At 65.2% G+C, this 19,037-nt stretch carries 14 protein-coding genes and 2 pseudogenes; 10 read left to right on the forward strand and 6 right to left on the reverse strand.

The genetic code is table 11. From position 1 onward, the window contains the following. Nucleotides 1–12 precede the first annotated feature (12 nt). Together ileS and AADZ78_RS11660 are read left to right on the forward strand one after the other, a co-directional pair. A complete protein-coding gene (ileS, locus tag AADZ78_RS11655) occupies nucleotides 13–3,168 on the forward strand; it encodes an isoleucine--tRNA ligase (RefSeq protein WP_085252275.1) in 3,156 nt (1,051 codons plus the stop codon). Nucleotides 3,169–3,224: 56 nt separating this feature from the next. Further along, nucleotides 3,225–4,091 (forward strand): DUF559 domain-containing protein, encoded by an 867-nt coding sequence (locus tag AADZ78_RS11660; RefSeq protein ID WP_085252248.1) that lies wholly within the window; start codon nucleotides 3,225–3,227, stop codon nucleotides 4,089–4,091. A 183-nt stretch (nucleotides 4,092–4,274) separates the two neighbouring features. Here the strand turns inward: AADZ78_RS11660 and AADZ78_RS11665 are convergent, their stop codons facing one another. After that, a complete protein-coding gene (locus AADZ78_RS11665) occupies nucleotides 4,275–4,484 on the reverse strand; it encodes a hypothetical protein (RefSeq protein ID WP_308204474.1) in 210 nt (69 codons plus the stop codon). A gap of 177 nt (nucleotides 4,485–4,661) precedes the next feature. Here AADZ78_RS11665 and AADZ78_RS11670 point away from each other — a divergent pair, with 177 nt between their 5' ends. Then, entirely contained in the window at nucleotides 4,662–6,053 is a 1,392-nt protein-coding gene (locus tag AADZ78_RS11670; RefSeq protein WP_085252247.1) for a DNA polymerase IV, read from the forward strand. Here AADZ78_RS11670 and AADZ78_RS11675 read toward each other — a convergent pair. Beyond that, on the reverse strand, nucleotides 6,018–6,977 hold the full coding sequence (locus AADZ78_RS11675; protein WP_139828933.1) for an asparaginase: 960 nt from the start codon (nucleotides 6,975–6,977) through the stop codon (nucleotides 6,018–6,020). The genes AADZ78_RS11670 and AADZ78_RS11675 overlap by 36 nt on opposite strands. Nucleotides 6,978–7,019: 42 nt before the next feature. Here AADZ78_RS11675 and lspA point away from each other — a divergent pair, with 42 nt between their 5' ends. Both lspA and AADZ78_RS11685 read left to right on the forward strand, forming a co-directional pair. Next, nucleotides 7,020–7,631 carry a signal peptidase II gene (gene lspA / locus AADZ78_RS11680; RefSeq protein ID WP_085252245.1) on the forward strand — a complete coding sequence of 204 codons (612 nt, stop codon included), beginning with the start codon at nucleotides 7,020–7,022 and terminating at the stop codon, nucleotides 7,629–7,631. Further along, nucleotides 7,631–8,557, forward strand: coding sequence for an RluA family pseudouridine synthase (locus tag AADZ78_RS11685; RefSeq protein ID WP_085252244.1), 927 nt, complete (start codon nucleotides 7,631–7,633; stop codon nucleotides 8,555–8,557). Before lspA ends, AADZ78_RS11685 begins: the two co-directional genes overlap by 1 nt. Before the next feature lie 202 nt (nucleotides 8,558–8,759). Here AADZ78_RS11685 and AADZ78_RS11690 read toward each other — a convergent pair. Continuing rightward, a pseudogene (locus AADZ78_RS11690) lies at nucleotides 8,760–9,208 on the reverse strand (class I SAM-dependent methyltransferase); the annotation flags it as partial. Between the two features lie 92 nt (nucleotides 9,209–9,300). Beyond that, nucleotides 9,301–9,948: a lysozyme inhibitor LprI family protein gene (locus AADZ78_RS11695; RefSeq protein WP_085252243.1), complete on the reverse strand. Its 648-nt coding sequence runs from the start codon at nucleotides 9,946–9,948 to the stop codon at nucleotides 9,301–9,303. Between the two features lie 345 nt (nucleotides 9,949–10,293). On the opposite strand from AADZ78_RS11695, the gene AADZ78_RS11700 reads away from it, so the two are divergent. Both AADZ78_RS11700 and AADZ78_RS11705 read left to right on the forward strand, forming a co-directional pair. Continuing rightward, nucleotides 10,294–11,310: an SDR family NAD(P)-dependent oxidoreductase gene (locus AADZ78_RS11700; RefSeq protein ID WP_085252242.1), complete on the forward strand. Its 1,017-nt coding sequence runs from the start codon at nucleotides 10,294–10,296 to the stop codon at nucleotides 11,308–11,310. A 4-nt stretch (nucleotides 11,311–11,314) separates the two neighbouring features. After that, nucleotides 11,315–12,118, forward strand: a complete 804-nt coding sequence (locus tag AADZ78_RS11705; protein WP_085252241.1) for an SDR family NAD(P)-dependent oxidoreductase — start codon at nucleotides 11,315–11,317, stop codon at nucleotides 12,116–12,118. A gap of 36 nt (nucleotides 12,119–12,154) precedes the next feature. Here AADZ78_RS11705 and AADZ78_RS11710 read toward each other — a convergent pair whose 3' ends face one another. Both AADZ78_RS11710 and AADZ78_RS11715 read right to left on the reverse strand, forming a co-directional pair. Beyond that, nucleotides 12,155–13,342 (reverse strand): hypothetical protein, encoded by a 1,188-nt coding sequence (locus AADZ78_RS11710; protein WP_085252240.1) that lies wholly within the window; start codon nucleotides 13,340–13,342, stop codon nucleotides 12,155–12,157. Beyond that, nucleotides 13,339–13,971, reverse strand: coding sequence for a hypothetical protein (locus tag AADZ78_RS11715; RefSeq protein ID WP_239656746.1), 633 nt, complete (start codon nucleotides 13,969–13,971; stop codon nucleotides 13,339–13,341). The genes AADZ78_RS11710 and AADZ78_RS11715 overlap by 4 nt, the downstream gene beginning before the upstream one ends. Nucleotides 13,972–14,027: 56 nt before the next feature. On the opposite strand from AADZ78_RS11715, the gene AADZ78_RS11720 reads away from it, so the two are divergent. From AADZ78_RS11720 to AADZ78_RS11730, 3 genes and pseudogenes are all read left to right on the forward strand, one after another. Then, on the forward strand, nucleotides 14,028–14,459 hold the full coding sequence (locus AADZ78_RS11720; protein ID WP_085252239.1) for a type II toxin-antitoxin system Rv0910 family toxin: 432 nt from the start codon (nucleotides 14,028–14,030) through the stop codon (nucleotides 14,457–14,459). A gap of 68 nt (nucleotides 14,460–14,527) precedes the next feature. Next, nucleotides 14,528–18,061, forward strand: a complete 3,534-nt coding sequence (gene dnaE, locus AADZ78_RS11725; RefSeq protein WP_085252238.1) for a DNA polymerase III subunit alpha — start codon at nucleotides 14,528–14,530, stop codon at nucleotides 18,059–18,061. A 46-nt stretch (nucleotides 18,062–18,107) separates the two neighbouring features. Then, nucleotides 18,108–19,035, forward strand: a pseudogene (locus tag AADZ78_RS11730) (IS5 family transposase). Nucleotides 19,036–19,037: the final 2 nt, after the last annotated feature.

Consider the following 19,037-nt stretch of genomic DNA (forward strand, 5'->3'; position numbering starts at 1 on the left):
GAGACGACGCACTTGACCGAGAACGCTGACCCCAGGGCGTATCCGAAGCTGGGCGGCGGGGCCCCCGACTTCCCGGCGCTCGAGCTTGGGGTGCTCGATTACTGGACTCGCGACGACACCTTCCGCGCCAGCATCGCCCGCCGGGACGGCGCGCCGGAGTACGTGTTTTACGACGGCCCGCCGTTCGCCAACGGTTTGCCGCACTACGGGCACCTGCTGACCGGCTACGTCAAGGACATCGTGCCGCGGTACCGCACCATGCGCGGTTACAAAGTGGAGCGCCGCTTCGGCTGGGACACCCACGGGCTGCCCGCCGAGCTCGAAGTCGAGCGCGAGCTTGGGATCACCGACAAATCCCAGATCGACGCCATGGGCATCGCCGCCTTCAACGATGCCTGCCGCGCATCCGTATTGCGCTACACCGACGAATGGCAGGCGTATGTCACTCGGCAAGCTCGCTGGGTCGACTTCGACAACGACTACAAGACGCTCGACATCAGCTACATGGAGTCGGTGCTCTGGGCGTTCCAGCAACTGTGGGACAAGGGCTTGGCATATGAGGGCTACCGAGTATTGCCGTACTGCTGGCGCGACGAGACCCCGCTGTCCAATCACGAATTGCGAATGGACGACGACATCTACCAAAGCCGCCAAGACCCCGCCATCACAGTCGGCTTCACGGTGGCAGGTGGTCCCTTGGCTGGTGCCTACCTATTGGTGTGGACGACGACGCCGTGGACGCTGCCGTCGAACCTTGCGGTGGCTGTTCATCCGGAGGTGACCTACGTGCAGGTCAGGGTCGGCGATCGGCGTTTCGTGCTGGCCGCCGAACGGCTGGCCGCCTACGCACGCGAGCTCGGTGAGGAGCCCGAGGTGTTGGGCACTTACCGGGGGGCCGATCTTTTGGGCACTCCATACCTGCCGCCGTTTGCGTTCTTTATGGACTCGCCCAACGCTTTTCGCGTCCTTGGCGCCGACTTCGTCACCACCGAGGACGGTACCGGGATGGTGCACATGGCACCGGCTTACGGTGAGGACGACATGGCAACGACCGATCCGGTCGGCATTGTGCCGGTCACACCTGTCGATTCCAAAGGCCGCTTTGACGCCACCGTTCCGGACTACCAGGGCCAGCACGTCTTCGATGCCAACCCGCAGATCATCCGCGACCTGAAGAACCAGAGCGGTCCGGCGGCGGCGAACGGCGCGGTGCTGCTGCGTCACGAGACCTATGAACACCCCTACCCGCACTGCTGGCGATGCCGAAACCCATTGATCTACCGGGCGGTGTCGTCGTGGTTCGTCAGGGTGACCGACTTCCGGGACCGCATGGTGGAGCTGAACCAACAGATCACCTGGTATCCCGAACACGTCAAAGACGGCCAGTTCGGCAAGTGGCTGCAGGGCGCCCGCGATTGGTCCATCTCACGAAACCGTTACTGGGGCACGCCGATTCCAGTGTGGAAGTCCGACGACCCGGCCTATCCACGCATGGACGTTTATGGCAGCCTCGATGAGCTGGAACGCGACTTCGGCGTGCGGCCGACCAACCTGCACCGGCCCTACATCGACGAGCTCACCCGTCCCAACCCCGACGACCCCACTGGCGGTAGCACGATGCGGCGCATTCCCGATGTGCTCGACGTGTGGTTCGACTCGGGGTCCATGCCGTATGCCCAGGTGCACTACCCATTCGAGAGCGAGGACTGGTTCCAGGGGCATTATCCCGGTGACTTCATCGTGGAGTACATCGGGCAGACCCGAGGCTGGTTCTACACCCTGCACGTGCTGGCCACCGCGCTGTTCGACCGTCCGGCATTCAAAACCTGTGTGGCGCACGGGATCGTGCTGGGCTCGGACGGCCAGAAGATGAGCAAGTCGCTGCGCAACTACCCGGATGTGAACGAAGTGTTCGATCGCGATGGGTCCGATGCCATGCGGTGGTTCCTGATGGCCTCGCCGATCCTGCGCGGCGGCAATCTGATCGTCACCGAACAGGGCATCCGCGAGGGGGTACGGCAGGTGCTGCTGCCGTTGTGGAACGCCTACAGCTTCCTGGCGTTGTACGCACCGAAAGTCGGTGCCTGGCGTGCGGACTCGTCGCATGTCCTGGACCGCTACATCGTAGCTAAGCTGGCCGGGCTGCGCGACGATCTGACCCATTCGATGGAGGTCTGCGATATCTCGGGGGCGTGCGAACAGCTGCGCCAGTTCGCCGAGGCGTTGACGAATTGGTATGTGCGACGGTCGCGTTCACGGTTCTGGGAGGAAGATGTCGATGCGATCGATACCCTGCATACCGTCTTGGAGGTGACCGCGAGGCTGGCTGCTCCATTGCTTCCGCTGACCACTGAAATGATCTGGCGTGGTCTCACCGGACAGCGTTCGGTTCATCTGACAGACTGGCCGCAGACCGACGAGCTGCCCACTGATGCCGAGTTGGTGGCCGCAATGGACCAGGTCCGTGAGGTGTGCTCCGCCGCATCCTCGCTGCGCAAGGCCAAGAAGCTGCGGGTACGCTTGCCGTTGCCGAAACTCACTGTGGCAGTGGAAGACCCGCAACGATTGAAGCCATTCGCCGACCTGATCGGTGACGAACTCAACGTCAAGCAGGTCGAACTGACCGACGCGATCGACGCCTACGGTCGGTTCGAGCTCACCGTCAACGCCCGGGTGGCGGGGCCGCGTCTCGGTAAGGATGTGCAGGCCGCGATCAAGGCGGTCAAGGCCGGCGACGGCGTCGTCAACCCGGACGGCACGTTGACGGCGGGTCATGTGGTGCTGCAGCCCGATGAGTACAGCTCCCGGCTGGTGGCCGCCGACCCGGAGTTCACCGCGGCGCTTCCCGGCGGCACCGGGCTCGTCGTCCTGGACGGCACGGTGACTGAAGAATTGGAGGCCGAGGGCTGGGCAAAGGACCGCATCCGCGAACTACAGGAGTTGCGCAAGACGACCGGCCTGGACGTGTCCGACCGCATCCGTGTGGTGATCTCGGTGCCCGCGGAACGCGAAGCCTGGGCGCGGACCCACCAAGGGCTCATCGCGCGGGAGATACTCGCTACTAGCTTCCAGTTCGCCGAGCCAGGACCGGCCGCCGTCGCGATCGGCGACGGTGTCCGGGTGAGCATGAGCCGCGAAAGTGCATTCCACGACGCGTTTCCCGGGTAGACGTGTCGATGGCCGCACTTTCGCGGAATGTCGGAGGGTCGTGGCAGTCTGCGGCCATGGGGCGGAGCACGCCATTTCTCGGCACCGAGGCGGTGTATGCGGGCACATTTACCGAACGCGAGCTGCGCCGGTCCTGCACACGGATCTATCGCAATGTCTACCAACGACGTGACAGCGGGCTCACCGCACGCGATCGGGCGGTCGCCGCCTGGCTATGGTCGGGAAAGCAGGCGGTGGTCGCCGGCAATTCCGCGGCTGCACTACTCGGGGCGCAATGGGTCGATCCGCACAAGCCTGCCGAACTCATAAGCGATCGTAAACGTCCGCCAGCGTTGATCATCACTCGCAACGAAGCGTTGCTGACCGGCGAAACCACCGCGGTCGACGGCGTGCCAGTTACCTCGCCTGCCCGCACCGTGTTCGACTTGGGGCGCCGACCGGGGCTGTTGACCGCCGTCATCGCTATTGATTCGTTGACAAGATCTACCGGGCTCAACGTCGACGATGTTGAACCGCTGATGTACGCCCACCGCGGCGCTCGAGGTATGAAGCAGTTGCGACGGGTGCTCCCCCTAGTCGACGCCGGTGCGGAATCGCCGCAGGAGACGCGGACCAGACTCGCGATCATTGCCGCGGGATTACCCAAACCGCAGACCCAGATCGTGGTGCAAAACGACTGGGGTGGGGTGCTGGCTCGCGTCGATATGGGTTGGGAGGTGTGGCGCGTCGGCGTCGAATACGACGGCGCGCAACACTGGACCGACCCGCGCATCCGTGCCAAAGATATCGACCGCACCGCTGAACTGGAGCGTCGGGGCTGGCGCATAATCCGAGTCAGTGCCGAGCTGCTGCGTAATCGGCCAGATATCGTCCTAGCGCGGATCCGCGACGCGCTACGGTCGGCGGGCTGCCCGCTCGTCTAGCAGCCGCGAAAGTGCCACTGGCAACACATTTCCCGAATAGACGCTTCGGTGGTTGCACTTTCGCGGCTAAGCGGGTTTGAGTGCGCGCCAGCGTTGCCTGCCGGCACCGACTTTTTCCGGCGGGACCGGGTTGCAGGTATCGCGCAAATGCAGGATTCGGAACATCAGCGACGGCACGCCGCTCTAAGCAAACACGCCGCCGGGCTTGAGCACGGAAGGCGCAAACAGCCGATCCAGATCGTGGGGGATGCAGCATCGCGACACCCCCGAGGTGAACTGGCAGGCAATCCTGTCGGTGCCGTCGCCGTTGATGATGCGCCCGGTCGTACCGGCGCTGCAGCCGCTGCGCCATCGCGGCATCGATCTCGACGTGAGCCTCTTGTCCACCAGCACTCGCAGACTCCGTCCCGGTCCGATCTCAAGGGTGTTGTCGCCCAGTTCCAGCGAGCGCCCAACGGCTTTCCACTTCCTTGGCCCAGCGATTCGAGCTACAGCACAACCTGACACAGATTCATCGCCATGTGTCCTGACGCTAGCCCAATAGCATCAGCAATTGTGGAGTCCCGTTGGGTGCTGCACCTGGACATGGATGCGTTTTTCGCCTCTGTCGAACAACTCACCCGGCCGACCCTGCGTGGGCGGCCGGTACTGGTCGGCGGGTTGGGTGGCCGTGGCGTGGTGGCCGGTGCCAGCTACGAAGCGCGGGTGTTCGGTGCCCGATCGGCCATGCCGATGCATCAGGCCCGCCGCCTGATCGGCGTGACGGCAGTGGTGCTGCCACCGCGCGGGGTTGTGTACGGGGTGGCCAGCCGCCGGGTCTTCGATACCGTGCGCGCCATGGTGCCTGTCGTCGAGCAGCTGTCTTACGACGAGGCCTTCGGCGAACCTCCCCAACTTGCCGGAGCGTCGGCCGAGGACGTCGAGGTGTTCTGCGAAGGCTTGCGACGACGGGTGCGCGACGAGACGGGCCTGGTCGCCTCGGTCGGCGCGGGCTCGGGTAAGCAGATCGCCAAGATCGCGTCGGGCCTGGCCAAACCCGACGGCATTCGGATCGTGCGGCGCGCCGAAGAAGAATTCCTGCTCAGCGGGCTGCCGGTGCGACGGCTGTGGGGCATTGGCCCGGTCGCGGAAGAGAAGCTGCACCGTCTCGGCATCGAGACGATCGGGCAGCTGGCCGCGCTGACCGACGCCGAGGCGGCCAACATCCTGGGTGCGACGGTTGGACCCGCGCTGCACCGGCTGGCCCGCGGCATCGACGATCGTCCCGTGGCGGAGGGCGGTAGAGCCAAGCAGATCAGCGCCGAGTCCACCTTCGCGGTCGATCTGACCAGCCTGGATCAGCTGCACGACGCGATCGACCCGATAGCCGAGCACGCCCACCAGCGCCTGCTGCGCGACGGTCGCGGTGCGCGAACCGTCACCGTCAAGTTGAAGAAGTCCGACATGAGCACGCTGACCCGCTCCGCGACGCTGCCCTACGCCACGACCGAGGCCGGTGCGCTGATTGCGGTGGCCCGACGGCTGCTGCTCGATCCTCGCCAGATCGGGCCCATTCGCCTTCTGGGCGTTGGGTTTTCGGGTCTGAGCGACGTGCGCCAGGAGTCGTTGTTCCCGGACCTGGACACGTTGCCGGAGACATCGGAGGAAGCCCATCAGGATTTCGACACTCTGCGAGCCGCGCTGTTAACCGGCTCGGACACCGCGGCGTGGCGGGTCGGCGACGACGTGGCGCATCGCGAATTCGGGCACGGCTGGGTGCAGGGGGCCGGCCACGGCGTGGTCACCATCCGGTTCGAGACTCGCGGTTCGGGCCCTGGCCCGGCCCGAACATTCCCCATCGACACCCTCGACATCACCAGCGCTAACCCGGTCGACAGCCTGGACTGGCCGGACTATGTCGGTGAACTGCGAGTTGAGGAGTCGAGCTCAGCCCCAGCGGTCGATGACCTCGGCGACCGGTAGTTGGGCCGCCAGCGCCGCCATCAGCAGGACCCGGGCTTGCGGCGGTGCTAGCCGTGGCACCATCACCGCGCCGGCTTCCACCAGGTCATGCCCGGGACCGTAACTCGCACCGACCCGCCCACCGGGTACTCGGGTGGACACCGCGACCGTGACCCCGTCGCGGCAATGCCGGCGCACGCCGTCGACCACCGCGGCCCCGGCATTGCCGGAGCCCAGGGCTTCCAGCACCACGGCTCGCGCACCCGCTGCTACGCAGGCGTCCAGCGCAACCGCGTCACTTCCCAGGTATGCGGCGACAATGTCGACTCGCGGCGCCGCGGCGGCGCTGACGTCGCCAAGGTACGGCCGGGTCTTGGTGCGCGTCAGTCGCACGCCGGCGTCGACGGTTCCCACCAGCTCGCCGACGAAGCCGCTCAGGTCGTCGGTAGCGACCTTCCGCATGCCCAACGGCTGCAACACCCGGCCCGCGAAAGAGACCAGCACACCGAGGTCGCGGGCGTCCGGGCTGGCCGCCAGCGCCAGTGCGTCGCGTAGATTGGCCGGACCGTCGGCGTCGGGCGCGTCGGCGCTGCGCATGGCGCCGGTGAGCACCACCGGGACATTGCCCGTATAGGTGAGGTCGAGCCACAGCGCGCTCTCTTCCATGGTGTCCGTGCCGTGCAGGACGACCACGCCTTCGGCGTCATCATCGATGGCAGCCCGCATCGCTGCACGGATCCGGTCCCAGGCGGCGGGTGTCAGCTGTGAGCTGTCGAGTGCCATCAAATCGATCACGTCGACATCGAAGCTCGATGTCAGTTGCGCACCGCTGTGGGTGGGGCGGCGCACCCCGTCGGCGCCAGTGCTCGTCGATATCGTTCCTCCGGTGGTGATGACGGTGAGCCGGCCCATGAGGGGATCATCTCGCATGTGTGGCACGCCTATCCGCGTGCGGGGACCACATTGCCTCTGGGGGATGATGGGGGAGTGCCTGACGAACCAACCGGATCGGCTGATCCACTGACCTCGGCGGAGGGGACCGGGGATGCCGCGGAACCCGAAGCTCCCGCGCCGCCCCGGCGGCTGCGTCTGCTGTTGTCGGTCGCGGCGGTCGTGCTGGTACTCGACATCGTGACGAAGGTGCTTGCCGTCAAACTGCTGCCCCCGGGACAGCCGGTGTCGATCATCGGCGACACGGTGACCTGGACTTTGGTGCGCAATTCGGGGGCCGCGTTCTCGATGGCGACCGGCTACACCTGGGTGTTGACACTGATTGCGACGGGTGTGGTGGTGGGCATCTTCTGGATGGGGCGGCGGCTGGTGTCGCCTTGGTGGGCGCTGGGCCTCGGGATGATCCTCGGCGGCGCGATGGGCAACCTGGTAGACCGCTTCTTTCGCGCGCCCGGGCCGTTGCGCGGTCATGTCGTGGATTTCTTGTCGGTCGGCTGGTGGCCGGTGTTCAACGTCGCCGATCCGTCGGTGGTTGGCGGCGCGATCCTGCTGGTCGTCTTGTCGATTTTCGGCTTTGACTTTGACACCGTGGGCCGGCGAAAAGCCGAAAGGGCCACTCTAGGCCGGCATAAGGCCGACCAGCGCTGATGACCCACCGCTCGATGCCCGTTCCGGAGGGATTGGCGGGCATGCGTGTTGACGCCGGGCTGGCCCGTCTGCTGGGCCTGTCCCGGACCGCGGCGGCGGCGCTCGCCGAGGAGGGCGGCGTCGAACTGGACGGGGTGCAGGCGGGGAAGTCCGATCGCCTGACACCGGGTGGCTGGCTGCAGGTGCGGTTGCCCGAGGCGCCGCCACCGCTGGAGAACACGCCCGTCGACATCGAGGGCATGACGATCCTGTATTCCGACGACGACATCGTCGCGGTCGACAAACCGGCCGCGGTGGCGGCGCATGCGTCGGTGGGCTGGACCGGGCCCACGGTGCTCGGTGGTCTCGCTGCGGCCGGTTACCGGATCACCACGTCTGGTGTGCACGAGCGGCAGGGCATCGTGCATCGCCTGGACGTGGGCACCTCCGGGGTGATGGTGGTGGCGCTCTCCGAGCGCGCCTACACGGTGCTCAAGCGGGCCTTCAAGCAGCGCTCGGTCGACAAGCGTTATCACGCGCTGGTGCAAGGACATCCGGATCCATCCAGCGGAACGATCGACGCGCCGATTGGCCGGCACCCCGGCGGTGAATGGAAGTTCGCGGTCACCAAGAACGGTCGGCACAGTCTCACCCACTACGACACCCTGGAAGCCTTCGTCGCCGCCAGCCTGCTCGACGTGCATCTGGAAACCGGTCGCACCCACCAGATCCGGGTGCACTTCGCCGCGCTGCACCATCCATGCTGCGGCGACCTGGTGTACGGAGCCGACCCGAGGCTTGCGAAAAGGCTTGGGCTCCAACGGCAATGGCTGCACGCGCGGTCGCTGGCATTCGCGCATCCGGCCGACGGCCGGCGTGTGGAGATCGTCAGCCCGTACCCGCCCGATCTGCAGCACGCGCTGGACGTGTTACGCGACGAGGGGTGACGAACAGACGTAAAAGGCCCCAAAACACCAGTGTTTTGGGGCCTTTTACGTCTGTTCGTCACGCGCAACCGCTCGGCTCGAAGCCGCTCCATGCGCATGTCCACGATCTCCAACCCGGCGGCTTGGGCCTGGACGCGCTGGGCAGCCGGTTCAAGCCGGCACCATAGTTGCGGCTGGGGTCCGATCACGTGCGTCAGCAGCTCGGACACTGTAGCCGGTCCGGGGTGCTGCGCGAAGTAGGTGCCACCAGGGCGCAGCAGCCGGGCAATCTCGGTCCACCACACGGTGATCGGGTGTCGGCTGGTGATCAGGTCGAACGACTCGTCGGCAAACGGCAGCGGAGGCTCGTCGCGCGTCGCGACAACCACTACTCCACGCGGATGCAATCGCTTGGCGCCGGCGCCGCGTTGGGCGGCCACGATTCGGTGGCTACCATCGTCGGCGGGAACTTCTCCGCACCCGCCAGCACCTCCCCATCACCGGTGTGGATGTCCAACGCGGCCGACGCAGTGGCCAACCGTTGGCTCATCAGCCGTTGGTAGCCCCACGATGTTCGTTCTTCGGTCCACGGCCGTCGAGCCAGGAGAAATCCCAGCACTCCACGGGCGCCGCCAGTGCCTCCGCGACCAGACACTCGAATGAGCGACGCATGACCTGCATTCTCACCCGGACGCGTTGCGGCAGGAGGGGTTTTCGGTGCGGAGGTTCACCGACGTCGGGCGCGGGCGCCTCGATTTGACCGTTCAGGATGTTTGGCAGACGAACGTGGCGCCTTGGGATACGCCACTGAAATCGAGCCGCACCTCACCCTGGTGCTCCCAGTACTCAATGCCCTGGCGGCCGTATCGGGCGCCACTGCCTGAGGGTTGGACGAACAAGATGTACTGGTTGCCTTTCCAGTTCACCACCGCCGCCTTCGGGTCGAACTGGTTGTAGAACCGCGCCGTTAGCGGGCCACTGTCGGCCGGACACCGGTAGGTGATGAGCGGGGGAGTCACGGTGGCGGGATCGGCGATGGCCAACTGGACCAGCCGGGTCTGGTAGGCCTCCAGCACGCAGGTGGGCATGTCGGCGTTCTGCGCACACTGGTCGCGGGTTGGCGCCCAGCTGTTTTGGGCCGCTGTCAGTGCGGCTTTGTCCGCGCCTGGGCGATCCAGCGCCCGCTGGTAGGCGGTCTGGAGTCGGTGGTCGAGGTCGGCCAGTTTCGCGTCGGTGCACGCCAACTGCTGGGCCGCATTTGCCGGTTTGGCGCAGTCGAGCGTCGACCCCGCGGCGGGTGCGGTTGCCGAGGGACTCGTCGTTTCGGGAGGCGAACTGGGCGCCGGAGGCGTCGTTTGAGAGCTACAGGCGCTCAGAACCAGGGCAGCCACGATGGCGGCGATCAGTCTCATATCTGGTGAGTACCGGCTGTTGGGTGGATGCGGGGCGCGACACGCCTACAAACGCGAAAATTCGTCGGCGGCCGGCTGCGCGACGAGATCAAGAACGAGATCAAGAATCTGTGACCGTCTCGGCGAGGGGACTCCTGCTGCAGTCAGTCGCCCAAGCGTCCAGCCACCAGGGTGAAGTGGTTGGGGCGCGATCACGCTCGGATTACCTGACGTGACAAGACGATTGCTCCGCTACCATGCGCACTCCAATCGCTGGCGCCGCCCCTCTGCATCGGTTTGTTGGCGGATGCCCTAGGTTGGCCACATGGCCTGTGTCACATTCCCCGCCATCAGGAGCAAGAATCGATGAATCTCGGTGACCTGACGAACCTCGTCGAAAAGCCGTTTGCTGCAGTGTCCAACATCATCAACACCCCCAATTCGGCTGGGCGATATCGACCGTTCTACTTCAGGAACCTGCTCGATGTGGTGCAGGGCCGCAAGCTCAGCGACGCCGTCGAGGGCAAGATCACCCTCATCACTGGGGGGTCGTCGGGCATCGGAGAGGCGGCGGCGAAGAAGATCGCCGAAGCGGGCGGCACAGTGGTGCTGGTCGCCCGAACTCTGGAAAACCTGGAGAAGGTCGCCGGTGAAATTCGCGACGATGGCGGGGCCGCTCACGTCTACCCGTGCGACCTGTCCGATATGGACGCCATTGCCGCGATGGCCGACAAGGTGCTTGCCGATCTCGGCGGTGTCGACATCCTGATCAACAACGCGGGGCGGTCAATTCGGCGGTCGTTGGAGCTGTCCTACGAACGGATCCACGACTACCAGCGGACGATGCAGCTGAACTACCTCGGCGCGGTCCAGCTCATCCTCAAGTTCATCCCGGGAATGCGGGAACGCGGCTTCGGGCAGATCATCAATGTCTCCTCGGTCGGTGTGCAGACGCGCGCGCCGCGTTTCGGTGCCTACATCGCCAGCAAGGCGGCGCTGGACAGCCTGTGCGACGCGCTGCAAGCCGAGACGATCAGCGAGAACGTCCGCTTCACCACCGTGCACATGGCGCTGGTCCGTACCCCGATGATCAGTCCGACGACGATGTACGAAAAGTTCCCCGCGCTGACGCCGGAGCAGGCGGCCGGAGTGATCACCGACGCGATTGTGCACCGGCCCCGGCGGGCCAGCTCGCCGTTCGGACAGTTGGCTGCGGTGGCCGACGCCGTCAACCCCGCGGTGATGGACCGGGTACGTAACCGCGCATTCGGAATGTTCAAAGATTCTGCCGCCGCCCAGGGTGGCCAATCCGCAACGGACACAACGGATCTCGATAAACGAAGCGAAACGTTTGTGCGGGCGACCCGAGGGATACATTGGTGATGTCATGAGTCTTCCGAAGCCAGGCAAAGAGACCACCGTCGTCATTACCGGCGCCTCCTCCGGCATCGGTGTCGAACTTGCTCGCGGCTTGGCCGGCCGCGGTTTCCCCCTGATGCTGGTCGCCCGGCGCCGGGAACGCCTCGACGAGCTGGCCGATCAGGTGCGCGAGGAACACAACGTTGAGGTCGAGGTCTTGCCGCTGGATCTGGCCGACACGCAATCTCGGGCCCAGCTCGCCGATCGCTTGCGTAGCGATCCGATCGGAGGTCTGTGCAACAGCGCGGGCTTCGGGACTAGCGGGCGGTTCTACGAGTTGGCGCCCGAACGCGAAAGTGAACAAGTCACGCTCAATGCGCTGGCGTTGATGGAGCTGACTCGTGCGGCCCTGCCCGGGATGGTTGAGCGGGGCGCGGGCGCGGTGCTCAACATCGCATCGATCGCCGGTTTCCAGCCAATTCCCTACATGGCGGTGTATTCAGCCAGCAAGGCATTTGTGCTGACGTTTTCCGAGGCCGTTCACGAAGAACTGCACGGAACCGGTGTGTCGGTCACCGCCCTGTGCCCGGGCCCGGTGCCCACCGAGTGGGCTGAGATCGCCAGTGCCGAGCGGTTCAGCATCCCCATCGCCCAAGTCTCCCCGCATGACGTCGCGGAAGCCGCGATCGCTGGGATGCTTGCCGGCAAACGCAGTGTGGTGCCCGGGGTGGTGCCCAAGTTCGTGAGCACCAGCGGCAGATACATACCGCGCAGTCTGCTATTGCCCGGGATTCGCATCGGCAACAAACTGCGTGGCGGCCCCGGTCGCTGACGGGGAGCGGCGGAGCCGGCTCGCATCAATCTCGTATCAATATCGACGCCACGGGTGGTCGGCCAGCATCGTGGTGACCATCTGAACGACCTCAGCATTCGCGCTGTCGTCGTGTTGGCCGAGTTGCTCGATTGCCGTCGCAATCCGCTGTAGCAGAGCGCCGTAGGCGCTGGCAGCGGCGCTGGCGTAACTGTCGGCGGCCTCGATCTGCCACTGCACGGTGTAGTGCGAGGACAGGCTGTGCAATTCCTCGGCGAGATCGGCAGCCTGCACCCGCACCGTACGCACCAGGCTGCGCACGAGTTCGGTATCGATCGGACGCCGCGATTCGACATCGTCACCGGCGTCTTCAATGAGGCCGGCTTCCAGCACGTAATCAATCTGGCGCACCACAGAAACCGCATGCTCAATGCGCCCCGTATGGGCACTCACGCCCAGCGGTGGGACGGGAATGGTCAATAGTTGCGATGATTCGTCTGCAATCTCGGCTGCCGCTGCCGCACGGATCTGTTCGACCTCGGCTTCGGCGGTTTGGCGTGCGGCCACAATCTCGGCGTCAGCGTGCCCGCGCGCCGCGGCAACCTCGGCCGCGGCGTCGGCACGGACCCGTTCGAGCTCGTCGCGCAGCTGTTCGAAGGCTTGTCGCGCGGTCGCTCGTTCGGCCGTGCGTTCTTCCGTCCGCTGCCGGGCTCGCGCCTCGGCGGCTTTGAATTGTTCACCAACAGCGGCGACCTCGGCCGCAGCATCGGCACGGACCCGTTCGAGTTCGGTGCGCATTTGTTCGATGGCCTGCTGCGCGGCCGCCCGCTCGGCGGACCGTTCCGCGTCCTTGCGCGCGGCCTGCGCCTGTATCTGGCGAACGCGCTCACGCGCTGCCGTGGCGTCGCGCGCCGATTGTTCGGCTTCAGCCCGCGCCAACGACGCGGCCGCTTCAGCGTCCTTCTTATCCTGCAGGGCCTGGCGTGCGTGGCCCTCGGCGATGACCCGCAAGTGGTCCGCCTCGACCAGCCGCATCATCGCCGACGGGCGCTTCCGTGCCGGCCCAAGGCGGGCACGGTGTTCGACGAGATCCCGTTCAGTCATCGTTGCCACCGCGAGCAGCTCCACGGGGGGCGTGCTTCCGAACCGCTGTGCAGCGGCGACCGCAACCGCGGCGGCGCGTTTGGTGAGTGCGGCCCACGCCGTGGGGTCGAGGTCCTCGATGTGTTGCCGTGTGGTTGTCATCGGCGCCAACGCCTTCCGCCATCGGCTGAGCCGGCGTTGTGTGGTTCATTGGCCGCAGGTGGCGCAGTAGGTGTAGGCACCTGCTGCCGCGATTGGTTGTCCATCTTTGCGGTCGCGTGCGAACCGGCCGCGGCAAGGTCGGCTAGCGAACCGGATTGCTGTGCCAGTACCAACGAAAGTTGGTTGAGGTACACCGTCACGGACCTGGCCAGCGTTTCGTCGCCGAGCTGTTCGGCGTCGTGGAGCAGCCCTCGCAGCAGTTCCAGGGCCAGTTCCGGACCGAGTCCAAGGGTGGCGTTTTCGCTGGCTGCCGGTTCCACCCCCGCGGTTTCCACCACCCACACCAGCCGCTGCCAGCATCGTTGCACTGCCGCGGCGCGTCGCTCATCTTCGCGAATTTCCTGATGGTGGCGTTCTTGCTGGTCGAGCTGCGTCTGGTGCCGCTTCGATGCCCGGCGCGCGGCGAACATCGCGATGAGGGCAAGGATTACGGCCGCGGCCAGGGCTGCGGCGCCGCCGAAACCCGCTGACGTTAAGAACTCTCGTGCGGGCGGTAACGGCGGCATGCCTAGCACACCGTGGGGACGCGGAAGTCCGTCCGCAACAAGACGTAGGCCGGGCACGCTCATGGCTCGGACCGTACCTGGGGAAGTGTTGGTTGAAAAAGCGGGGCTAGGCTGGGCCGATGGCTTCCGTTGAGATGACCTCCGACATGCCGATAAGCCCACAAAAGATGTGGGACCACGTTTCGGATCTGTCGACGCTGGGCGACTGGCTGGTGATTCACGAGGGGTGGCGCGGCGAGCTGCCCGACGAGCTGACCGAAGGCACTCAGATTGTGGGTGTGGCACGTTCCAAAGGTTTACGAAACAGGGTGACGTGGACTATCACGAAGTGGGACCCGCCGCACGAGGTCGCGATGTCGGGAGCCGGCAAAGGCGGAGCAAAGTATGGCGTCACCCTCACGGTAACGCCCAGCAAAGACGGGTCCACGCTCGGTCTGCGCCTCGAGCTGGGCGGGCGTGCGTTGTTCGGTCCGGTGGGTTCCGCGGCCGCTCGCGCCGTCAAAGGAGACGTAGAAAAGTCGCTGCAACACTTCGTAGAGCTGTACGGGTAGCGGCCTCAAAGACACACTTTGCGACACGCCCGAAACACGTCAGTGCTCGGTCATAGACTGGCGTCCCTATGAACCAGTCGTCCTTCGTGCACCTGCACAACCACACCGAGTATTCGATGCTGGACGGTGCCGCGAAGATCACCCCAATGCTCGCCGAGGTGGAGCGGCTGGGAATGCCCGCGATCGGGATGACCGACCACGGAAACATGTTCGGCGCCAGCGAGTTTTACAACTCGGTGACCAAGGCCGGGATCAAGCCGATCATCGGGGTCGAGGCGTACATTGCGCCCGGCTCTCGCTTTGACACCCGGCGCATTTCCTGGGGTGACCCCAGCCAGAAGGCCGACGACGTCTCGGGCAGCGGCTCCTACACCCACCTGACGATGATGGCCGAGAACGCCGCCGGCCTGCGCAACCTGTTCAAACTGTCCTCGCTGGCTTCCTTCGAGGGCCAGCTGAGCAAGTGGTCGCGCATGGATGCCGAGCTCATCGCCGAACACGCCGAGGGCATCATCATCACGACCGGCTGCCCCTCCGGCGAGGTGCAGACCCGCCTGCGCCTGGGCCAGGATCGTGAGGCGCTGCAGGCGGCCGCCAAGTGGCGCGAGATCGTCGGGCCCGACAACTACTTCCTGGAGCTGATGGACCACGGGCTGACGATCGAACGCCGGGTTCGTGAGGGCCTGCTCGAGATCGGCAGAAAGCTCGATATTCCGCCTCTTGCCACCAATGACTGCCACTACGTGACCCGCGACGCCGCCCACAACCATGAGGCTTTGTTGTGTGTCCAGACCGGCAAGACGCTGTCGGATCCCAACCGGTTCAAGTTCGACGGCGATGGTTATTACCTGAAGTCGGCCGCCGAGATGCGTCAGCTCTGGGACGACGAGGTTCCCGGCGCGTGCGACTCGACGTTGTTGATCGCCGAACGCGTGCAGTCCTATGCAGATGTATGGACACCGCGCGACCGGATGCCCATCTTTCCGGTGCCCGAGGGACACGATCAGGCGTCCTGGCTACGCCACGAGGTGGACGCCGGCCTGAACCGCCGATTTGCCGCGGGTCCGCCGGAGAGCTACGTCACGCGCGCGGCTTACGAAATTGACGTCATCTGCGCCAAGGGATTCCCGTCCTACTTCCTGATCGTTGCCGACCTGATCAACTACGCACGCTCGGTGGGCATTCGGGTCGGCCCGGGCCGCGGTTCGGCCGCGGGCTCGCTGGTCGCATACGCCCTGGGCATCACCGACATCGACCCGATTCCGCACGGTCTGCTGTTCGAGCGCTTCCTGAACCCCGAGCGCACATCGATGCCCGACATCGATATTGACTTCGACGACCGTCGTCGCGGCGAGATGGTGCGCTACGCCGCCGACAAGTGGGGCCACGACCGGGTTGCCCAGGTGATCACCTTCGGCACCATTAAAACCAAAGCGGCGCTGAAAGATTCGGCGCGCATCCACTACGGCCAGCCCGGCTTCGCGATCGCCGACCGGATCACCAAGGCGCTGCCGCCGCCGATCATGGCCAAAGACATTCCGCTCGCCGGGATCACCGACCCCAGCCACGAGCGGTACAAGGAAGCCGCCGAGGTGCGCAGCCTCATCGAAACCGACCCGGATGTGCGCACCATCTACCAGACCGCGCGCGGCCTCGAGGGTCTGATCCGCAACGCAGGCGTGCACGCGTGCGCGGTGATCATGAGCAGTGAACCGCTGACCGAGGCCATCCCACTGTGGAAGCGGCCGCAGGACGGTGCCATCATCACCGGCTGGGATTACCCGTCGTGCGAGGCCATCGGCCTGCTGAAGATGGACTTCCTGGGGCTGCGCAACCTGACGATCATCGGCGACGCCATCGAAAACATCAAGGCCAACAAGGGAGTTGACCTCGACCTGGAATCGGTGCCGCTCGACGACAAGCCCACCTACGAGCTCTTGGGCCGCGGCGACACCCTTGGCGTGTTCCAGCTCGACGGCGGGCCGATGCGCGACCTGCTGCGTCGCATGCAACCGACCGGCTTCGAAGACGTCGTCGCCGTCATCGCGTTGTACCGGCCCGGCCCGATGGGCATGAACGCCCACAACGACTACGCCGACCGCAAGAACAACCGGCAGGCCATCAAACCGATTCACCCCGAACTCGAAGAACCACTGCGTGAAATCCTCGCCGAGACCTACGGCCTCATCGTCTATCAAGAGCAGATCATGCGCATCGCGCAGAAGGTGGCCAGCTACTCGCTTGCCCGAGCCGACATTCTGCGCAAGGCCATGGGCAAAAAGAAGCGCGAGGTTCTGGAGAAAGAGTTTGAGGGCTTCTCCGACGGGATGAAGGCGAACGGATTCTCGGCTGGCGCGATCAAGGCGCTGTGGGACACCATCCTGCCGTTCGCCGACTACGCGTTCAACAAGTCACACGCCGCCGGCTACGGCATGGTTTCCTATTGGACCGCCTACCTGAAGGCCAACTATCCCGCCGAATACATGGCCGGATTGTTGACGTCGGTGGGTGACGACAAGGACAAGGCCGCCGTCTATCTGGCCGACTGCCGCAAGCTCGGCATCACGGTGTTGCCGCCGGACGTCAACGAGTCCGGCCTGAACTTCGCGTCGGTGGGCGACGACATTCGCTACGGGTTGGGCGCGGTACGCAACGTCGGCGCCAACGTGGTCGGTTCGTTGATCAAAACTCGCAACGACAAGGGCAAGTTCACCGACTTCTCGGACTACCTGAACAAGATCGACATCTCGGCATGCAACAAGAAGGTCACCGAGTCGCTGATCAAGGCGGGCGCGTTCGACACGCTGGGACACGCTCGCAAGGGCCTTTTCCTGGTGCACACCGACGCGGTGGATTCGGTGCTGGGCACCAAGAAGGCCGAGGCGATGGGGCAGTTCGATCTGTTCGGCGGCAGCGATGCCGGCGCCGATGCGGTATTCACCATCAAGGTGCCCGACGACGAGTGGGAAGACAAGCACAAGCTGGCCCTGGAGCGGGAGATGCTGGGCCTGTACGTGTCGGGGCATCCGCTCAACGGCGTCGCTCACCTGCTTTCCGCCCAGGTCGACACGGCGATCCCGGCGATCTTGGACGGCGATGTGTCCAACGAGGCCCAGGTCCGCGTGGGCGGCATTCTGGCCGCCGTGAACCGGCGTGTCAACAAGAACGGAATGCCCTGGGCGTCGGCGCAATTGGAGGATCTCACCGGCGGCATTGAAGTGATGTTCTTCCCGCACACCTACTCCACCTACGGTGCCGACATCGCCGACGATGCGGTGGTGCTGATCAACGCCAAGGTGGCGGTGCGCGACGACCGGGTGGCTTTGATCGCCAACGAACTTGTGGTGCCCGACTTTTCCAATGCGCAAGCGGATCGACCGCTGGCCGTCAGCCTGCCCACCCGACAGTGCACGTTCGACAAGGTGAGTGCGCTCAAGCAGGTGCTGGCGCGCCACCCCGGTACCTCGCAGGTTCATCTGCGGCTCATCAGCGGGGACCGGATCACCACGCTGGAGCTGGATCAGTCGCTGCGGGTGACGCCCTCGCCGGCGTTAATGGGCGACCTCAAAGAATTGCTCGGTCCGGGGTGCTTGGGCGGCTAGGGCGTGTCTCCCGAATATTTGCGTCCTGACTGGTGAGGATTGTCCAGTGACGCGAATGGGTGTGATTTCAGATGAGTTCTGGGCGGTGGTCGAGCCGGTGATGCCGTCGCATGAGGGCAAGCGCGGCAACAGGTTTAGTGATCATCGGCTGATTCTGGAAGGGATTGTCTGGCGGTTTCGCACGGGAAGCCCGTGGCGGGACCTGCCTGCGGAGTTTGGGCCCTGGCAAACGGTGTGGAAGCGCCATCACCGGTGGTCGCTGGATGGCACCTACGACGAGATGTTCGCCCACGTCGCAGCCGCGTGCGGGTCCGGCGCCGAGATGACCGAGGGCATCGAGAAGTTGTTGTCGGTGGATTCGACGAACGTGCGGGCACACCAGCACAGTGCGGGTGCGCGCTCGGACACGCTGCACACAGGGGGCACTGTCGAATTACAAGAAATCCGCCGATGAGCCCGACGATCATGCGATCGGCCGTTCGCGTGGCGGGCTGACCACCAAGATCCACGCTTTGACCGATCAGCGCCAAGCTCCGGTGAGGATCCGATTGACCGCCGGCCAGGCCGGCGACAATCCGCAACTGATGCCCCTGCTCGACGACTATCGCCAGGCATGCGCCGAATACGCCCTGGGCAGCACGGATTTTCGGTTGCTCGCCGACAAGGCCTACTCGCACCCGAGTACCCGTACCGCATTACGGTCTAAGAAGATCAAGCACACCATTCCCGAACGCCAAGATCAGATTGACCGGCGCAAGGCCAAGGGGTCAGCCGGCGGGCGGCCACCGGCTTTCGACGCGACGCTCTACGGGCTGCGCAACACCGTCGAACGCGGCTTCAGCCGGCTCAAGCAGTGGCGCGGAATCGCGACCCGCTACGACAAATACGCCCTGACCTACCTCGGCGGCGTGCTACTGGCCTGCTCCGTCATCCACGCCAGGGTAGGGGCCAACAAATCGGGAGACACGCCCTAAGC

Source organism: Mycobacterium riyadhense (assembly GCF_963853645.1).
GTDB lineage: Bacteria > Actinomycetota > Actinomycetes > Mycobacteriales > Mycobacteriaceae > Mycobacterium > Mycobacterium riyadhense.

Coding starts and splice junctions, on each gene's coding strand:
- AADZ78_RS11695 (WP_085252243.1), bottom strand. CDS start 9,948: ATGAGACTGATCGCCGCCATCGTGGCTGCCCTGGTTCTGAGCGCCTGT.
- AADZ78_RS11720 (WP_085252239.1), top strand. CDS start 14,028: ATGGCTTCCGTTGAGATGACCTCCGACATGCCGATAAGCCCACAAAAG.
- AADZ78_RS11685 (WP_085252244.1), top strand. CDS start 7,631: ATGACCCACCGCTCGATGCCCGTTCCGGAGGGATTGGCGGGCATGCGT.
- AADZ78_RS11660 (WP_085252248.1), top strand. CDS start 3,225: ATGGGGCGGAGCACGCCATTTCTCGGCACCGAGGCGGTGTATGCGGGC.
- dnaE (WP_085252238.1), top strand. CDS start 14,528: ATGAACCAGTCGTCCTTCGTGCACCTGCACAACCACACCGAGTATTCG.
- AADZ78_RS11700 (WP_085252242.1), top strand. CDS start 10,294: ATGAATCTCGGTGACCTGACGAACCTCGTCGAAAAGCCGTTTGCTGCA.
- AADZ78_RS11710 (WP_085252240.1), bottom strand. CDS start 13,342: ATGACAACCACACGGCAACACATCGAGGACCTCGACCCCACGGCGTGG.
- AADZ78_RS11705 (WP_085252241.1), top strand. CDS start 11,315: ATGAGTCTTCCGAAGCCAGGCAAAGAGACCACCGTCGTCATTACCGGC.
- AADZ78_RS11715 (WP_239656746.1), bottom strand. CDS start 13,971: ATGAGCGTGCCCGGCCTACGTCTTGTTGCGGACGGACTTCCGCGTCCC.